The sequence below is a fragment of the Pseudomonas sp. PDM19 genome (assembly GCF_014852215.1).
Classification (GTDB): domain Bacteria; phylum Pseudomonadota; class Gammaproteobacteria; order Pseudomonadales; family Pseudomonadaceae; genus Pseudomonas.
In genome coordinates this window covers 1,438,320-1,450,837 of sequence record NZ_JACVBG010000001.1, presented here as the reverse complement: position 1 = coordinate 1,450,837, position 12,518 = coordinate 1,438,320, and the positions used below count along the sequence as shown (strand labels likewise).

The window sequence follows — 12,518 nt, the reverse complement described above, 5'->3', positions numbered from 1 at the left end:
GCCGGTTACTCGAAGTTGAGGCCGTCGCCGTCCTGCTGCTGGGCGGCGGGCTGGCGCTCGGCGGTCTTGGTGATCTCGCCGCTGACGGTGTCGATCACTTCTCCCGGCTCGTGCTCGAGAGCAGGCTGCTCAGCTACGGACGACTTCTCGGCGGTGTCCTGCTGGCGCCGCAACGCGTCGAGGTCGACCGTGAAGGAGCCGTCGGTGTCGCGCTTGGCGTCGATGACGTCCTGCAGTTCTTCTGCGGTCTGCAGGCCCATGCCCAGGTCTGGCGCGTAGGCGCGTTGCCAGAAGGCGGCGGCGCGGTAGATGAACATCTGGTCCGGCATCGTCTTCCACTTGCTGCCGTTCTTCGTTGCCCAGCCTTCGTCGTTGACCATCTTCCAGGTCACCCAGATGCCATCCAGGCGCTCACCGGTGGACTTCTCGATCGTCCAGGCCCGGCACCCGTAGTCCGGCTTTCCCGGCTCGCCCTTCCATTCGTAGCGCATGGAGGAGTAGCGGCCGCAGGTATTCACCGTGGCGATCAGGAACTTGCTCGACCAGCCCGGCGTGCCGTGCACGACATACAGGTTCTGCATCACCATCAGCGGGTTCGCGCCGATGCGCTGGGCCATGTCCAAGGCGATCATGCAGTTGGGCAGGTTGCCCTGGTACTGCTTGGGCACCAGGTCGGACTGGCTGAAGGCCTTGGCGATGCGCTGCATCAGCTCGAAGCCTTCCATGTTGAAGAACGACATCGCGACGGGCGCCTGATCCTGCGAGCGCCGGGCTACGGCGCTGGTCTGCAGGTCGGCGAGGGTGGTTTGGCTCATGGGCTTCCTCATTCGTGGTAGGGGCAGGTCGCCCAGCGCGGGCAGTACTTCGGGCTGCACAGCGGGCTTTGCGGGTTGGGTGGGAACAGGCCGGTGCGGAACATGTCCGCCGCGTAATCGATCAGGCCGCGGTGCGACTCGCTGCCGACCATCACCTGGCGCGCGCCGATGATTTCGCCGACTGCCGCCTCGGGCTTGCCCTTGGTCTTCAGGCCGATGATCTCGGCCGGCGCGGTGATCGGGTCGCCGGTGGTGTGCTGGTAGAGCAGCTCGTAGGTGCCGATCTGCGGCTTGTGGCCCTTGGTCTTGGCCATGCCGTGGCTCACCGCGGCGCCGCCAGTCTTCACGTCAGCGATACCGATGCCGTGGGAGTCGCGCTTGATTCGGGCCCGGTCGAGCTGGCCAGTGAGGCGGACGATGATCCCGCCGCCGCAGTTGATCTCCAGGGGCTTGGTCGTCAGCTCGACGGCCACGAAGTCGTAGTTCGGGCTGATGTCGTTGCAGTACTTCGTGTGCAGCGCCAGGCCGGTGGACTCGGCTTCTCGCATGCTGATGTCGGAGCCGCGCCAGTCCACCTCGAACTCAGGCTGCTGCAGGGTGTGCACCAGCAGCTCGGAGGCGTCGTAGGCGCTGATCGGCTCGCCGTTCACCCGCGCCGCGTCGAAGGCGGCTGTGCTGGCGTGGATGGCGGTACCGAGCAGGGCGCGTGGGCCGGAGGGGCTGCGGATCTTGTCGATATGGATCGCCTTCCACTTGAAGGCGCAGTCGAAAAGCGCGCCACAGGACGAGGCACGCACCGTGTATACCGATTGCATGGGGACTCACTTCGCGGCGAATGCCGTCGTGGGTTGCTCGCCGGTGATGTGGCCGGCGGTGGCGGGGCCGATGATCAGGAAGATGTAGAGGGCGCAGGCGAGCAGGGCGCCGATGAGGGTGGCCTTGCGCTTGGCGTTCATGACCCCCTCCGCGGCGGCTCGATGTGCAACCAGGTGCGCTGGAGAACGTCGACGGCCTTCTCGGTGCCGCAGTACTTCTCTATCCCGCGCGCTGCTTTGCTGATGACCATCTCGCCAGCCTTCCGGACGTCCTCCGGCGTTGTGCAGCCGCAGGCCCGGAAGAACTGGCCCAGAGCGTGATCGGCGAGAGCGTCGGCTTCCTTGGCGGTGATCATCTGCGCACCCCCAGGCACTTCCGGCCCTTCTTGATGGTCAGCGCCATGCGGCGCGGCAGGTTCTGCACCAGCGTCTCGCGCGGCAGGCCGAGGGCGGTGGCGATGTCGGCGCCGGCCGGCATGATCAGGTCGGCGACCTGGTCGTCAATGAGCGACTGCACGGGTCTGGTCGTCATCCCGAATCTCCTCAAGAAGGCGGTTTACGCGGCTGGCTGTGAGTTGGCGCTTGCGCTTGCGCTCCGCGTCCTCCGCCAGCTGGATGAATTCGTCGTGCTGCTGATCGTCCAGCAGTGAAACGACGGTGTAGGCCTCGACCATTGCCCGGGCGGCCTCGGCGCTAGGCACAGCGCTGGTGCTGATCAGGTGAATCTCCCGCTCCACCATCCAGCGGGCTTTCTTCTTCGCCCAGTCGGCGTCGATCGTCGCTGTCGTCATCGCTGCATTCCTCGTCGAGCTCTTCGGGTTCAGGGTCAGGGCCATCCCACAAGGGATCGCCGCGCAGGTCGTAGGCGGCCTGGGCGCCTTGGAAGCGGGCGCGCCGCCGGTATTCGGAGATCCACATGGCGTTGTCCTCGGCGGATCGCCGGCATTCGGCAGCACTCGGGCGCTCCGCTGTGTGCCGGTGGGCGCGGAGGAGAGTGCTGGCGGATACGGGCGGGGAAGGGAAAGGGCGGCCATGCAGGCCGCCCAGGTGCCGGTTACGTGTCCGGCGCCCCATGCTGTAGGGGCCGGCCCAGCTGCGCTCTGGCAGGCTGACGGGGCGGGCAGCGAACGCGCGCGCTCCGGGGCCGATATTCTCTCGTCGGCCCGAGCGATCGCCGCTGACGTGGGCGATCTACGAACGCCGCGCTCTGCGCGGTGAGGTTCTTGGCGGGACGCTGCACACCCGAATGCGCGCACGCCCCGCTGGTACATCGCTCTCCGCCGGCGGCCGGCGCGGCCATGAAGCCATCGGCGATGGTGGCTGCTTCGTCAGCGAGCGCTTCGGGGCGCTCCTGGCGCAGCACCAGGCCGATCAGGACAAGGATCAGGATCATCGATCTGCTTCCGATTCGTGGTCAGGCGACGGTGGCCTTGGTGACTGCTTCGCCAGCTGCAACAAGAGCTCTACCAGCCAGAGCGGCGCTGACTTCGCCGCCGGTGAGGCACTTGGAAAGGCAGTCGCTCGTCAACTTCAGGGCGGCGAGAAGGTCGGGGGCGGCTGCGATCAGGCGAGCATTCGCATCAAGCTCCGTGTCGTCCCAGCGGTTTTCGCTGTGCTCGTCATCCATCACGACGAGAGCGACGACTTGTCCATCCGGGCCGCCAATAGGGGCGGTCGTGTTGTCGTGTCCGTCCTCGTGATCAACTGACCAAGGGTTTTCGGTGACGTACTTGCCGTCTTTCATGGCCACCCAGGGCCCCGGTGTGTGCTTGTTCATGTGGTACTCCTGGTTGGTTTCCCAGATGCCACCCTCTGGATGGCATCGAGGAAATCGGTGTCTCTGGCCGGTGTTACACGCCACCTCCGGCAGGGCGATGACTTTCTCGGGGGACCTAGGGTCCCAACAGCCAACCGCGCATGTGCCGTCGGCTCTCTCTTTTGGTGCTTTACGCTGCACACCTTGGGGGAGGCATCCCATCTCAGAGAATCCGCTTCAAGGCATGGCTCCCTGATCGCTGCCATGTCGTCCCATCTGGGATGCGGTGTCGGCTCGGTGGCCTGGCCCAGTGGTTCTTCGTTGGGCGTGTTCCAAATATAAGCGTGCTTATTTTGATACGTCAATAAGGAGGCTTATATTTTTCATCGACGAAAGATAAGCGGAGCGGGGATTGTCGAAAGGCGGCCTCAGAAAGTACTGTATGGGCGTACAGTAAATGGAGGTTCTTATGCGTACCCAGGCACCCACAAAACCCCAACAGCAAGAGCGCGGAATGGCCGGCGTAGACCGGTTGAGGCTGCGCATTTCCGCGATGGTGAACTCGCCGCGCGCGGCTTCACTGCGCCAGGCGACTATCTGGCGACTGGAAAGCGATTCGGATCAGGCGTGGGCCCAGGTTATGGGTGAGCTGCAGGAGACGGACGGGCTGGAGATGACCGAGAACGAGGACGGGACCTTCACGCTGCACTGGGAGGCGATGGTGGAGGAGGGTCCGGAAATCGAGGCTGATGATATGGACGTGCTGCCTGGGATGGTGGTGCAGCACCTGCACGAGGAGCCGGCGCCGTTCTAACCCGGTTGGCGGTGAAGTTTCCGAAGGAGGGCGTCGGCGCCGCCATGGAAGTCGATGAAGCGGTCGAAGGAGTGACCGCCTTCGCCCTGGAAGGATGCGGAGCGATAGATCAGGTTCGCTTTATCGGTATCGCTCAGCGCGCACGCCATGATTCGCCGCACCAGCAGCATGAAGCGCAAATAGTCGCCGCCGTCGACCTCGATGGGGCCGATCTCCGAGGCCATCTGGCCATCCGGCGTTTCCAGTTCAGGGGCGATCGCGTGCGTCTTGGCAATCCATCCGCCTTGCCAGTCCTGGCCAGAGGCTGCAGGCAGGGAAGGGCGGTCAACCCTTTCCAGCCGGCCGTGCTGCTCGAGCACATGCAGCGCATTACGCAGCTGCATGGTGGCTGAGAAGCGGTAGCCGTAGAGCACCTGGTCGTTCGCGAGCGATCCCTCGGGTGTCTGGTAGGCGGCGCGATCCTTGAACGGGGAGTAACTGCCGATCACGGCGCGGCCGGGGTAGGAGTGGTCCATGGCCAGCAGCAAAACGGTTTCGGGGCCGTCGTAGATTAGGTCTTCGGCGCTCGCACCAGGTGGAGAGCGGAAGATCGCCCAGTCCAGGAACTCCTCGTCTGGGCCGGCAATCGCTTCGGTGTCTCGGTCGTAGATGACCTGGTCGCCCTTGGTGAGCTGGGCCACCGCGCCGGCGCCGTGCTGCTGGACTGCCTCGAGGATGTCGACCCTCTCCTGGTGGAGCAGGCGCTGGCGGATGACACTCTCGCGCTCGTCGAGGACCTCGGCGGCGAGAAGCAGGTCGATTATCTGGTTGTCATCCATCGATAAGCCTCGGCGGTAGCGGGGCTGACGATGCGGGTCACGCCTTGCGGGCGTTCCAGATCAGCAGCACCTTCGCGTGGAAGATCACGTCTTCGCCGCGAGCCTTCTGCATCTGGTACTTGTCGTTGTCCGAGATCAGCTGGAAATGCTCGCCGTCGAGGATCTGCACGCGCTTGATGTACATGTGCTCGTGCCAGGTCAGGACGTAGATGCCCTCGCCGATGAACTCGTTGACTCCCTTGTCGACCATCACCGGGTCTTTGTCGTTGATGGTGCCCAGCATGCTCTGGCCCCAGCCGGTGATCATGGCCAGGTTCTCCGGGGCAGTGTAATCGACGCCATGGGCGCGAAGGTGTGCCTCGTTCACCACCAGGTTGCGGACGGTCTCCACGTAGTCGGGCGGCAGTTGGCCGGCGCCCATTGCGGCGCGGATGTCGTACTGCGGCACCAGCAGTTCGCCCTGGCGCGGGCGAATCCGGGAGAAGTCGGCCGGGATCACGTTGGAGGTCGAAGCTGCCACCACGTTCTTCTCGGCCAGGCTGTCGGCGACGGCCTGCGCGATCTTCTCCTGAGCAGCGCCACTCATTCCCTTGGCGGCGTGCTTCTTCAGCATCGCCAGCACGATGTCAGCGGCGCCTTGCTTCGCCTCCGCTGGATCTGCCGCGGGTGGTGTGCTGGCCTGGGCGTCCAGCATCTCGCCGACGCCTTCTGCCAGCCATGCCGGGTTCACCCGACAGGCGTGCGCGATCTTCAGCAGGTGCACGCTCTGCAAGTTCTCGCCGCTTTCCAACTGCGAGATGACGGGCTGCGAAACCCCAACAGCGGCGGCCAGATCCTTCTGGGTCAGGCCAGCGTGCTTACGGGCTTGCTTCATGCGGTCTTTGAGTAGGCTCATGGCCGCAAATCTATAAGTGCGCTTATGGCCTTGCAAATAAGCCTGCTTATTCATAGAGTATAAGCAGGCTTATCAGGAGGGCCGACCAAGATGATTCCCACTCCGCAGGCGGCCGAAGACCTGCCCAAAACCCCGATCCAGAAGCTGGTCGAGTTCTTTGGCGACCAGACCAAAACCGCCAAGGCACTCGGCGTCTCGCAGGCCACCGTCTCGTACTGGCTGGCAGGCATCCACACCATGACCGCGAAGCCGGCCTTCAAAGCAGAAGAGCTTACCGGCGGCCTGGTGACTGCCCGCGAGCTCTGCGCGCAGGGGCGGGCAGCCTGACGCTGCGATTTCAGATGGTCATCCATGACGGGTATTGCCCAGTTGGTTGATCGGATGCCCATAGATTCGGCTAGGAGTGCACGTAAGTCATGCGAAGCGAATCGCACACCCTCATCGCGACCCTGCTCGGCGTCGTGAACCAGTGGCGCCGCCGGGAAGGGCTGAGCCGCGAGACGGTCGTCCAGTACATCGTGGAAGCCCACGAGCGTATCGGCGCCGACACGGTCACCCAGATCTTCTTCGACCCGCCGTCGCGCGACACCGTGGAGCGGATGAAGGCCAACGCCGATCGCGTCTTCCGCTGGCTCGACGACTCGTCCAAGGATAAGAACCTGCTGCCGGCCAACTTCACCATGTCGGTGATCGCTGCGCTTCCGGCTGACCTGAAGATCCAGTCCCTGGGCGACCTGCTGACGCCGCTGGGCGTCTCCGTGCGCCTGATGGAGCCGGCCGGCGGCCAGCGCGAGGTGCTCTGCATGCTCCGCACCCTGATCAAGGAGAACGGCGAGGCCCAGCAGGCTGTCGCGGGCCTGGTTGACGGTGCCGATGACAACGAGCTGCAGGAAGCTCACCGCGAGCTGTCCGAATCGCGCGCAGCGACCGACGAAGCTCTCCGGATGATCGACTCCATGCGCTGCACTCCGAAGCTGTCGGTGGTGTAGCCGTGCCGACATTCCAGATTTGCGACGCAGAGTGGGACGCGCTCTTCGATGAGCCGCACCAGCTGCTGAAGGTGTACTGCGCGATCCGGATGTTCATGGACTACGGGACCGGCATCGCCGGCGAAGAACGCCGCCTGAGCGAGCAGATGCTGATCGAGGTCCTGAGCATTCCAGCTTCACCAGGTCGGCCCGCTCACAAGGCTACCCGCAAGGAAGCCAGATACACCGTCGACGCCCTGGTGCGCCGAGGTCTCCTCGAACCGATGCCAAGCATTGGCCCCTTCGTTTTCCACCTGCCGAAGGCTTCACGGGATCAATCCGTCTCGGGGAGGTGGGGCCAGAGGTTGGCAGTAGGTGGGGCCATACCTGGGGCCTTAGGTGGGGCCGGAGAGTTTCAGCCGGAGCCAGCACAGATAAAGGCTTTCGACGGATTGGATGGAGCAGGTGGGGCCGGAGGTAGGGACAGAGGTTGTCCAGAGGTGGGGCCTGAGGTGGGGCCCACATCCGGACTTCCTACTACAGAACTTCCTACTCCTCTCCCGCGTGCGAGCCACGACCCGCCCAAACGTTTCCCGATGCACGACGCCTGGGTCCCCAGTCCGAACGGCTGGCCAGCGACCCTGATGCGCAACGGCATGCATGGGTACCGGCTGAAGGACGACGACCTCCTCGAATTCCGCAGCTACTGGATCAACCGCGAAGACAAGCACCAGTCACAGGGCCAGTGGGAACACCAACTGGCGATGACCGTGAAGAACAACCAGGTCCGCGCAAGCGGCAGGAGCAGCCATGGAAACCCCAGTGGATCCCAAGAGCCTTCCGAAGGCGAAGCCGGCATACCAGCCGCCTCGCGCAGACTCTCTCGTAGGCAAGGCCCTCTCTCAGCCGTCGACCGAGTCAAAGCCGGAATCGCCGCCCGCCAAGCTCAAGAGCAAGCTGCTGGACGAGTTCTGGGTGAAGATGACCGAGATGTACGGCCACCGGTGGATATCCAACTACGGAGTTGAAGTCGACCAGGACAGCGTCTGGGGCAGGGTGCTTGCAGGCCTCACTGGTGTTCAGCTCGCCACCGGCCTCTTCGCGCTGATGGAGCGCGGTACCGAATTCGACTGGCCACCGCCAGCCAATGTCTTCCGCGCCATGTGCCTGGAAGTTCGTGGACTGCCCAGCGAGGACGAGGCCTGGTTGCAGGCGCTTCGCGGCGTGTATGGCCACGAGGCGGTTCGCATTGCAGCACGGGAAACTGGCGTGTTCGACCTGAAGCAGGCAGAGCTCAACGACAAAGGCCTGCGCGAGGTCTTCTCCCGCAACTACGCCATCGTCAAAGCCCGCGCCGCCATGGGCAAGCCGCTGGACGATGAGATCCCGAAGGCGATCGGACACGACGAGAAGACCCCAATGCAGAAGCAGATGGCGCACTCGCACCGCGAAGCGCGCGACATGCTCATGGCCCAGGGTCTGCCCAGCGATCCGAAGCAGGCGCGGACGCTGCTGCTGGCGAAGATGGGGATTCGTCGGGGAGGGGACAGCCATGCCTGAGTTCAAAGAATTGAAGCGGCTGGCTGAGCAGGTTTCCAAGGAAACGCATTGGCACGCCCAGATCGTCGCTACGGAGGAATTCAGGGAGGCTTCTGGCCCTGATGTGGTGTTGGAGCTGATCGCGGAGAACGAGCGGCTATGCGCCGAGGTTTGCGGTCTCCGGAAGGATGCGGTGCGCTACCAGGTGATTCGAGAGTTGCACTGGTACGACTCACCGCTGGCTGTCGTGCGGAGCCCCAAGGCACAAGTGAAACCAGGTACCGATTGCCCGAGCGAAGAGCGACTCGACGAGGCCGTGGACGCGCTGATTCTGGAGAAATCCGATGGTTGACCTTCGCCCTGTGCTGTTCACGGTCCCTGGCGAGCCGGTGGGGAAAGGAAGGCCCCGCATCGGCCGCGTCGCAGGCCATGCCCGGATGTTCACACCGGAGAAGACGGCCAACTACGAGGGGCTCATCGCACACAGCGGCCACCAGGCCATGGCCGGACGCGCGCTGCTGGAAGGGCCGGTGATGGTCGAACTGGACATCGCCCTGAGCATCCCTCAATCCATGTCGAAAAAGCGGAAGGCCCAGGCCCTGGCCGGGCAGCTGTACCCCACCAAGAAGCCCGACATGGACAACGTGATCAAGGCGATCTACGACGGCCTGAACGGTGTCGTCTGGAAGGACGACGTCCAGGTCGTGAAGGCGATGGTGGGGAAGCGCTACGGCGAAACGCCGGGCGTGCGAGTGAAAGTCGTCCCTCTCCTCGAGGGCGAGCAGTGACCACAGAAAACCACAGGGGAGAGCCGAAATGAAACTGACCAGCGCCCGCCAAGCATGGCACGACGCACTTTACGAGAACCGCGATTCGGTCCTCGCCGTGGCCGCGGAGAAGGCGAAACTCGGCAAGCGGGGGCGGGTGGCCAACGAGACCCACGCCGAGCGCAAGGACACCAACGGGAAGAGCGCCCACATGCTGGCGGCCGGGCTGGTGATGTCCGCCATCGGCACGCTGCCCAAGCCGCTGCAGCACTTCGGCCACACGCTGTACTCGCCGCTGGCCACTGGCGACGACGTTGCGATCGCTCACGGTCTAGTCTGGATCGGCGCCGGCCTTGGCCAACTCACCCAGCGCCAAGGCGAGCGCGCCTACTGGATGGCGCTGGCGGCGATCAACTCGCACAAGCGGGCCGTCAATGGCCGGGACATCCTGGGCCCTGGCGAGGTATGCATGTTCATCGAGGAGCGACTTGGCTGCCGCATCGACCCCAGCCACTGGGCTCGGGACTACGCCAGCACCTGGGAGCGGCTGGCGCGCCACATCGACAAGCTGGATGCGCAGGCGCTGAAGCCGGTGGCCGAGGTGGTGGCGAAGCAGAGCGGACTGCGGAAGGGGCCGGGCTGGCGCTGGCTGGAGAACGACCGCGACGTGGTCGCCGAGCAACGCGCCGAGCTGTACGCCCAGCGCCGAGAGCACCACCAGCAGCGACTGGCCGACCGCCTGCGCGGGATGTCAGACCACCAGCTGGCAGCCTGGGCGGCGCGGATGAAGCGGTACGGAGAGGCCTACCGGGCAGAGTGGGGCGATGACGTCCTGGAACTGCCCGAGGTGCATCAGCGCTACCATGACCGCGTGGCGGCCTACTGGACCCAGCGGGAGCGTCTGAAACAGGTCGCTTGACGTTTTGGCGAGCATTTGGGTATCGTTTTGCCACTGTGCAGAGTTACACCCGCACGACCCAACAAGTGAAAACCCCGGCCATTGAGCCGGGGTTTTTCGTTTCAGCGCGTAGCGCTTCGGGGACCTGACGTTGTCTCCAGCCAGAAGCTGAAGTAGCCGCGGGACTGGATCGCGTTCACCGCTTCCTCTACGTTCCACATCGCGTACCTGGCGCCGACTTCGAATTCGTCGATCGTCTCTTCGATCCTGCAGGGTGCTTCCTGTAGCCATTCGTACTGACGGGGGAGAGCCTTCGGGTCAGCGTCTCCCGGAATGACCAGCACACGGCCTCGCGCCGTATTGGCCATGTACCGGAGCTTGACCAGGTGGCTGCCGGAGTAGGTGCGGACGCTGAGCTTCGTGTCGAGCGCGGCAAGTGCTGACTCCAGCGCATCCATCTTGGAGGTGTGCAGGAAGTCGACCAGGCGATCGCCCTGGGTTTGGGCGATACCCAGAAGCTTGCACAGGTCGGACTTCCGCATTCCGCGCTTCATCATCTCGTTCCAAAGCGCGATCTTCGCCACAGTCACCGCCGGCAGACGCACGACGTGCTCACCGTCCTCCGGTGGAGTGGCCTCCGGGATCGGCTTTCGCGCGTCAACGTAGATCGACAGGGTGGTCTCGATGGCGTCCAGCGCCTCGCGGATAGCATGCTCGCGGTCATCGCCGAAGCTGTTCAGCTCCGGCAGGTCTCGGCAGAAAACGGCGACGCCAGGCGCGCTGTCGTCCTGTTCGAATCGAATTGCATAGTCGTACATGGTCACTCCTTGGGGTGATCGTTCAGCGTGCAGGCGAGGGGGCTCTTAGAGCCCCAGTTGCTTGATGATCGCCTTGCGGGTCGGTTCTGGCATTTCCTTAGCTCCGTGATCCGCGAAGGTGGTCGTTTTGCCGTTCGGGGCGGTGATCTTGAAGTGGCTTCCCTTGCCGGCTTCGAAGGTCACCCCGTGGGCCTTCAACCATCGTCTGAATTCGCTGAACTTCATCACCTCGTCTCTGTTGTTTGGATGGGTCCATTATACAACAGATTTGTGGTATTCCAACACTTTTGTGGTATTCGAGGTTCGCCCATGGAACCCACGACCTCCATCGGTATTGGCGCGCTGTTTGCCAAGTACAGCGTGACCATCGCCGGGTTCTGGGGCTCCATCCTCTCGCTCGGCTTTCTGAAAGACCTGACTCGCCTCCAGGCCGCCCTGGCCGTCGGCACGGGGTTTGGCTGCGCCACCTACTGGACCCAGCCCGTTGCTGGCTGGCTCTCCCGAACCTACCTCATCCCTCTGGATGACGCCTTCCTCGCCGGCGTAGCGTTCACCATCGGCCTACTGGCCATGAACGTGATTCCCGGCATGAAAGCCTTTGCGGAGCGCTTCCTGACGCCCCGAGGTGCCTGACCATGATGAACTCGATCCTCATGGGATTGGACGCCCTGCTATGCATTCTCGTGGTACTGGCCGCGCTGGACTTCCTGCGCTCCGTCCACCTGTTCGAGCATCCGATCCTGAGCCTGTCGTTCTACCTGGTCGCCCTCGGAGCCTTCGGCTTGCTGGTCGAGCTGGCAAAAGGCTACTGGGTCAGCCCTTGGGCGGTGATCATGCACTTGGGGATCGTCAGCTACGCCTGGTCACGCCGGAGGCAGATATTCCAGCAGGACTGGCGGTGGAATGGCGCAGAGCGGCGGCGCTCATAATGATGATGGCGCGATGACTTGAATGTGCCATTACGTGAACTAGGCTTGCCGAATCCTTGGATCACGGACGACCCATCATGCTGAAAGAGAGCTTCCTCATAACCCTTGCGTTGCTCGCTGGTTGCGCGTCTGCCGAGTCCGGACACAAGGAACCCAACGACATAGACCCCGATCTTGCAGCTCTGCACGTTGACGAAGACGGCCCTGTTCTCAAGGCTTACCCGATGTCGGCCCGAAATAACGAGAGCGCTCAGTTGCAGAAGGCTGCGGCACTGCTCGATTACCAGGTCGCCTCAGCGGACTGTCTGCGAGCGCAAAACTTCTATGAGGCGCGCTCGAAATCATCTGAAGGTGCACGCTTGGGCGTGGGGATCGTTGGTGGGGTTGCCGGCTTTGTGGGGAGCATGCTGGCAGCTGCTGGAACAGGCGGAGTATGGCCCGGCGTAAGTGCCGGTATAGCCGGCGTCGCGAGCACCACGCTTGGCGCCGCAGAAAAGGGTCCTCTCGCACCTAGCGCCTACGCTGCGAACCGTGAGTTTGTCGCCAAAGCCATGGCTGTCTCTTCGGCGAAGCTTCCGACGCTGAGTTCAGCAGAAGAGATTTACTTCAGTGCTGTTTCCCTTCAGGGAACATGTGCGGCGCCGATCAAGTCTTGAACCCAGATAGAAGCTTTGCCCCGGCCTAGA

General features: G+C 63.7%; 22 protein-coding genes and 1 pseudogene. 11 read left to right on the top strand and 12 right to left on the bottom strand.

Going from position 1 to position 12,518, the window contains the following annotated elements:
• Nucleotides 1-5 precede the first annotated feature (5 nt).
• The 8 genes from IB273_RS06385 to IB273_RS06355 all read right to left on the bottom strand — a co-directional run bounded on the left by IB273_RS06385 (nucleotide 6) and on the right by IB273_RS06355 (nucleotide 3,407).
• A complete protein-coding gene (locus tag IB273_RS06385) occupies nucleotides 6-815 on the bottom strand; it encodes a hypothetical protein (RefSeq protein ID WP_192223584.1) in 810 nt (269 codons plus the stop codon).
• Between the two features lie 8 nt (nucleotides 816-823).
• Nucleotides 824-1,630, bottom strand: a complete 807-nt coding sequence (locus tag IB273_RS06380) for a RecB family exonuclease (RefSeq protein WP_192223583.1) — start codon at nucleotides 1,628-1,630, stop codon at nucleotides 824-826.
• 6 nt (nucleotides 1,631-1,636) lie between these two features.
• Nucleotides 1,637-1,771: a hypothetical protein gene (locus IB273_RS31580; protein ID WP_263866293.1), complete on the bottom strand. Its 135-nt coding sequence runs from the start codon at nucleotides 1,769-1,771 to the stop codon at nucleotides 1,637-1,639.
• Nucleotides 1,768-1,986 (bottom strand): hypothetical protein, encoded by a 219-nt coding sequence (locus IB273_RS06375; RefSeq protein ID WP_192223582.1) that lies wholly within the window; start codon nucleotides 1,984-1,986, stop codon nucleotides 1,768-1,770. The genes IB273_RS31580 and IB273_RS06375 overlap by 4 nt, the downstream gene beginning before the upstream one ends.
• On the bottom strand, nucleotides 1,983-2,162 hold the full coding sequence (locus tag IB273_RS06370) for a hypothetical protein (protein ID WP_192223581.1): 180 nt from the start codon (nucleotides 2,160-2,162) through the stop codon (nucleotides 1,983-1,985). The genes IB273_RS06375 and IB273_RS06370 overlap by 4 nt, the downstream gene beginning before the upstream one ends.
• Complete coding sequence (locus tag IB273_RS06365; protein WP_192223580.1) at nucleotides 2,131-2,466, bottom strand: hypothetical protein; 336 nt, start codon at nucleotides 2,464-2,466, stop codon at nucleotides 2,131-2,133. The genes IB273_RS06370 and IB273_RS06365 overlap by 32 nt, the downstream gene beginning before the upstream one ends.
• Before the next feature lie 218 nt (nucleotides 2,467-2,684).
• The gene (locus tag IB273_RS06360; protein WP_192223579.1) at nucleotides 2,685-3,023 is read right to left on the bottom strand and encodes a hypothetical protein; all 339 of its coding nucleotides are present in this window, start codon (nucleotides 3,021-3,023) and stop codon (nucleotides 2,685-2,687) included.
• Nucleotides 3,024-3,044: 21 nt separating this feature from the next.
• Nucleotides 3,045-3,407 (bottom strand): hypothetical protein, encoded by a 363-nt coding sequence (locus tag IB273_RS06355; RefSeq protein WP_192223578.1) that lies wholly within the window; start codon nucleotides 3,405-3,407, stop codon nucleotides 3,045-3,047.
• A 493-nt stretch (nucleotides 3,408-3,900) separates the two neighbouring features.
• Between IB273_RS06355 and IB273_RS06350 the strand changes: the two genes are divergently transcribed.
• Nucleotides 3,901-4,200, top strand: coding sequence for a DUF1654 domain-containing protein (locus tag IB273_RS06350; protein ID WP_225610084.1), 300 nt, complete (start codon nucleotides 3,901-3,903; stop codon nucleotides 4,198-4,200).
• On the opposite strand, the gene IB273_RS06345 is transcribed toward IB273_RS06350, so the two are convergent.
• Together IB273_RS06345 and IB273_RS06340 are read right to left on the bottom strand one after the other, a co-directional pair.
• On the bottom strand, nucleotides 4,197-5,018 hold the full coding sequence (locus IB273_RS06345; RefSeq protein WP_192223576.1) for a hypothetical protein: 822 nt from the start codon (nucleotides 5,016-5,018) through the stop codon (nucleotides 4,197-4,199). The genes IB273_RS06350 and IB273_RS06345 overlap by 4 nt on opposite strands.
• Nucleotides 5,019-5,055: 37 nt before the next feature.
• On the bottom strand, nucleotides 5,056-5,913 hold the full coding sequence (locus IB273_RS06340; RefSeq protein WP_192223575.1) for an XRE family transcriptional regulator: 858 nt from the start codon (nucleotides 5,911-5,913) through the stop codon (nucleotides 5,056-5,058).
• Nucleotides 5,914-6,003: 90 nt separating this feature from the next.
• Here IB273_RS06340 and IB273_RS06335 point away from each other — a divergent pair, with 90 nt between their 5' ends.
• From IB273_RS06335 to IB273_RS06305, 7 genes and pseudogenes are all read left to right on the top strand, one after another.
• Nucleotides 6,004-6,240, top strand: a complete 237-nt coding sequence (locus IB273_RS06335) for a transcriptional regulator (protein WP_192223574.1) — start codon at nucleotides 6,004-6,006, stop codon at nucleotides 6,238-6,240.
• Between the two features lie 89 nt (nucleotides 6,241-6,329).
• Nucleotides 6,330-6,902, top strand: coding sequence for a hypothetical protein (locus IB273_RS06330; RefSeq protein ID WP_192223573.1), 573 nt, complete (start codon nucleotides 6,330-6,332; stop codon nucleotides 6,900-6,902).
• Nucleotides 6,903-6,991: 89 nt separating this feature from the next.
• Nucleotides 6,992-7,663 (top strand): annotated as a pseudogene (locus IB273_RS31725) (DnaT-like ssDNA-binding domain-containing protein); the annotation flags it as partial.
• Nucleotides 7,664-7,691: 28 nt separating this feature from the next.
• Nucleotides 7,692-8,441: a hypothetical protein gene (locus IB273_RS06320; RefSeq protein WP_225610083.1), complete on the top strand. Its 750-nt coding sequence runs from the start codon at nucleotides 7,692-7,694 to the stop codon at nucleotides 8,439-8,441.
• Nucleotides 8,434-8,772, top strand: coding sequence for a hypothetical protein (locus IB273_RS06315; protein ID WP_192223570.1), 339 nt, complete (start codon nucleotides 8,434-8,436; stop codon nucleotides 8,770-8,772). The genes IB273_RS06320 and IB273_RS06315 overlap by 8 nt, the downstream gene beginning before the upstream one ends.
• Nucleotides 8,765-9,208 carry a RusA family crossover junction endodeoxyribonuclease gene (locus tag IB273_RS06310; RefSeq protein ID WP_192223569.1) on the top strand — a complete coding sequence of 148 codons (444 nt, stop codon included), beginning with the start codon at nucleotides 8,765-8,767 and terminating at the stop codon, nucleotides 9,206-9,208. The genes IB273_RS06315 and IB273_RS06310 overlap by 8 nt, the downstream gene beginning before the upstream one ends.
• 28 nt (nucleotides 9,209-9,236) lie before the next feature.
• The gene (locus IB273_RS06305) at nucleotides 9,237-10,106 is read left to right on the top strand and encodes a hypothetical protein (protein ID WP_192223568.1); all 870 of its coding nucleotides are present in this window, start codon (nucleotides 9,237-9,239) and stop codon (nucleotides 10,104-10,106) included.
• A 101-nt stretch (nucleotides 10,107-10,207) separates the two neighbouring features.
• Here the strand turns inward: IB273_RS06305 and IB273_RS31720 are convergent, their stop codons facing one another.
• Nucleotides 10,208-10,903, bottom strand: a complete 696-nt coding sequence (locus IB273_RS31720; protein ID WP_318652467.1) for a hypothetical protein — start codon at nucleotides 10,901-10,903, stop codon at nucleotides 10,208-10,210.
• Between the two features lie 45 nt (nucleotides 10,904-10,948).
• Nucleotides 10,949-11,128 carry a type II toxin-antitoxin system HicA family toxin gene (locus tag IB273_RS06295; RefSeq protein WP_192223567.1) on the bottom strand — a complete coding sequence of 60 codons (180 nt, stop codon included), beginning with the start codon at nucleotides 11,126-11,128 and terminating at the stop codon, nucleotides 10,949-10,951.
• An 84-nt stretch (nucleotides 11,129-11,212) separates the two neighbouring features.
• Between IB273_RS06295 and IB273_RS06290 the strand changes: the two genes are divergently transcribed.
• From IB273_RS06290 to IB273_RS06280, 3 genes are all read left to right on the top strand, one after another.
• Nucleotides 11,213-11,536, top strand: coding sequence for a peptidase M48, Ste24p (locus IB273_RS06290; RefSeq protein ID WP_192223566.1), 324 nt, complete (start codon nucleotides 11,213-11,215; stop codon nucleotides 11,534-11,536).
• Nucleotides 11,537-11,538: 2 nt separating this feature from the next.
• A complete protein-coding gene (locus IB273_RS06285; protein WP_192223565.1) occupies nucleotides 11,539-11,832 on the top strand; it encodes a hypothetical protein in 294 nt (97 codons plus the stop codon).
• A 77-nt stretch (nucleotides 11,833-11,909) separates the two neighbouring features.
• Nucleotides 11,910-12,488 (top strand): hypothetical protein, encoded by a 579-nt coding sequence (locus IB273_RS06280; protein ID WP_192223564.1) that lies wholly within the window; start codon nucleotides 11,910-11,912, stop codon nucleotides 12,486-12,488.
• Nucleotides 12,489-12,518 lie beyond the last annotated feature (30 nt).

What these genes read in the sequence shown, in the direction of transcription:
- IB273_RS06385 (WP_192223584.1), bottom strand. Translation starts at nt 815, where the DNA reads ATGAGCCAAACCACCCTCGCCGACCTGCAGACCAGCGCCGTAGCCCGG.
- IB273_RS06380 (WP_192223583.1), bottom strand. Translation starts at nt 1,630, where the DNA reads ATGCAATCGGTATACACGGTGCGTGCCTCGTCCTGTGGCGCGCTTTTC.
- IB273_RS31580 (WP_263866293.1), bottom strand. Translation starts at nt 1,771, where the DNA reads ATGAACGCCAAGCGCAAGGCCACCCTCATCGGCGCCCTGCTCGCCTGC.
- IB273_RS06375 (WP_192223582.1), bottom strand. Translation starts at nt 1,986, where the DNA reads ATGATCACCGCCAAGGAAGCCGACGCTCTCGCCGATCACGCTCTGGGC.
- IB273_RS06370 (WP_192223581.1), bottom strand. Translation starts at nt 2,162, where the DNA reads ATGACGACCAGACCCGTGCAGTCGCTCATTGACGACCAGGTCGCCGAC.
- IB273_RS06365 (WP_192223580.1), bottom strand. Translation starts at nt 2,466, where the DNA reads ATGGCCCTGACCCTGAACCCGAAGAGCTCGACGAGGAATGCAGCGATG.
- IB273_RS06360 (WP_192223579.1), bottom strand. Translation starts at nt 3,023, where the DNA reads ATGATCCTGATCCTTGTCCTGATCGGCCTGGTGCTGCGCCAGGAGCGC.
- IB273_RS06355 (WP_192223578.1), bottom strand. Translation starts at nt 3,407, where the DNA reads ATGAACAAGCACACACCGGGGCCCTGGGTGGCCATGAAAGACGGCAAG.
- IB273_RS06350 (WP_225610084.1), top strand. Translation starts at nt 3,901, where the DNA reads ATGGCCGGCGTAGACCGGTTGAGGCTGCGCATTTCCGCGATGGTGAAC.
- IB273_RS06345 (WP_192223576.1), bottom strand. Translation starts at nt 5,018, where the DNA reads ATGGATGACAACCAGATAATCGACCTGCTTCTCGCCGCCGAGGTCCTC.
- IB273_RS06340 (WP_192223575.1), bottom strand. Translation starts at nt 5,913, where the DNA reads ATGAGCCTACTCAAAGACCGCATGAAGCAAGCCCGTAAGCACGCTGGC.
- IB273_RS06335 (WP_192223574.1), top strand. Translation starts at nt 6,004, where the DNA reads ATGATTCCCACTCCGCAGGCGGCCGAAGACCTGCCCAAAACCCCGATC.
- IB273_RS06330 (WP_192223573.1), top strand. Translation starts at nt 6,330, where the DNA reads ATGCGAAGCGAATCGCACACCCTCATCGCGACCCTGCTCGGCGTCGTG.
- IB273_RS06320 (WP_225610083.1), top strand. Translation starts at nt 7,692, where the DNA reads ATGGAAACCCCAGTGGATCCCAAGAGCCTTCCGAAGGCGAAGCCGGCA.
- IB273_RS06315 (WP_192223570.1), top strand. Translation starts at nt 8,434, where the DNA reads ATGCCTGAGTTCAAAGAATTGAAGCGGCTGGCTGAGCAGGTTTCCAAG.
- IB273_RS06310 (WP_192223569.1), top strand. Translation starts at nt 8,765, where the DNA reads ATGGTTGACCTTCGCCCTGTGCTGTTCACGGTCCCTGGCGAGCCGGTG.
- IB273_RS06305 (WP_192223568.1), top strand. Translation starts at nt 9,237, where the DNA reads ATGAAACTGACCAGCGCCCGCCAAGCATGGCACGACGCACTTTACGAG.
- IB273_RS31720 (WP_318652467.1), bottom strand. Translation starts at nt 10,903, where the DNA reads ATGTACGACTATGCAATTCGATTCGAACAGGACGACAGCGCGCCTGGC.
- IB273_RS06295 (WP_192223567.1), bottom strand. Translation starts at nt 11,128, where the DNA reads ATGAAGTTCAGCGAATTCAGACGATGGTTGAAGGCCCACGGGGTGACC.
- IB273_RS06290 (WP_192223566.1), top strand. Translation starts at nt 11,213, where the DNA reads ATGGAACCCACGACCTCCATCGGTATTGGCGCGCTGTTTGCCAAGTAC.
- IB273_RS06285 (WP_192223565.1), top strand. Translation starts at nt 11,539, where the DNA reads ATGATGAACTCGATCCTCATGGGATTGGACGCCCTGCTATGCATTCTC.
- IB273_RS06280 (WP_192223564.1), top strand. Translation starts at nt 11,910, where the DNA reads ATGCTGAAAGAGAGCTTCCTCATAACCCTTGCGTTGCTCGCTGGTTGC.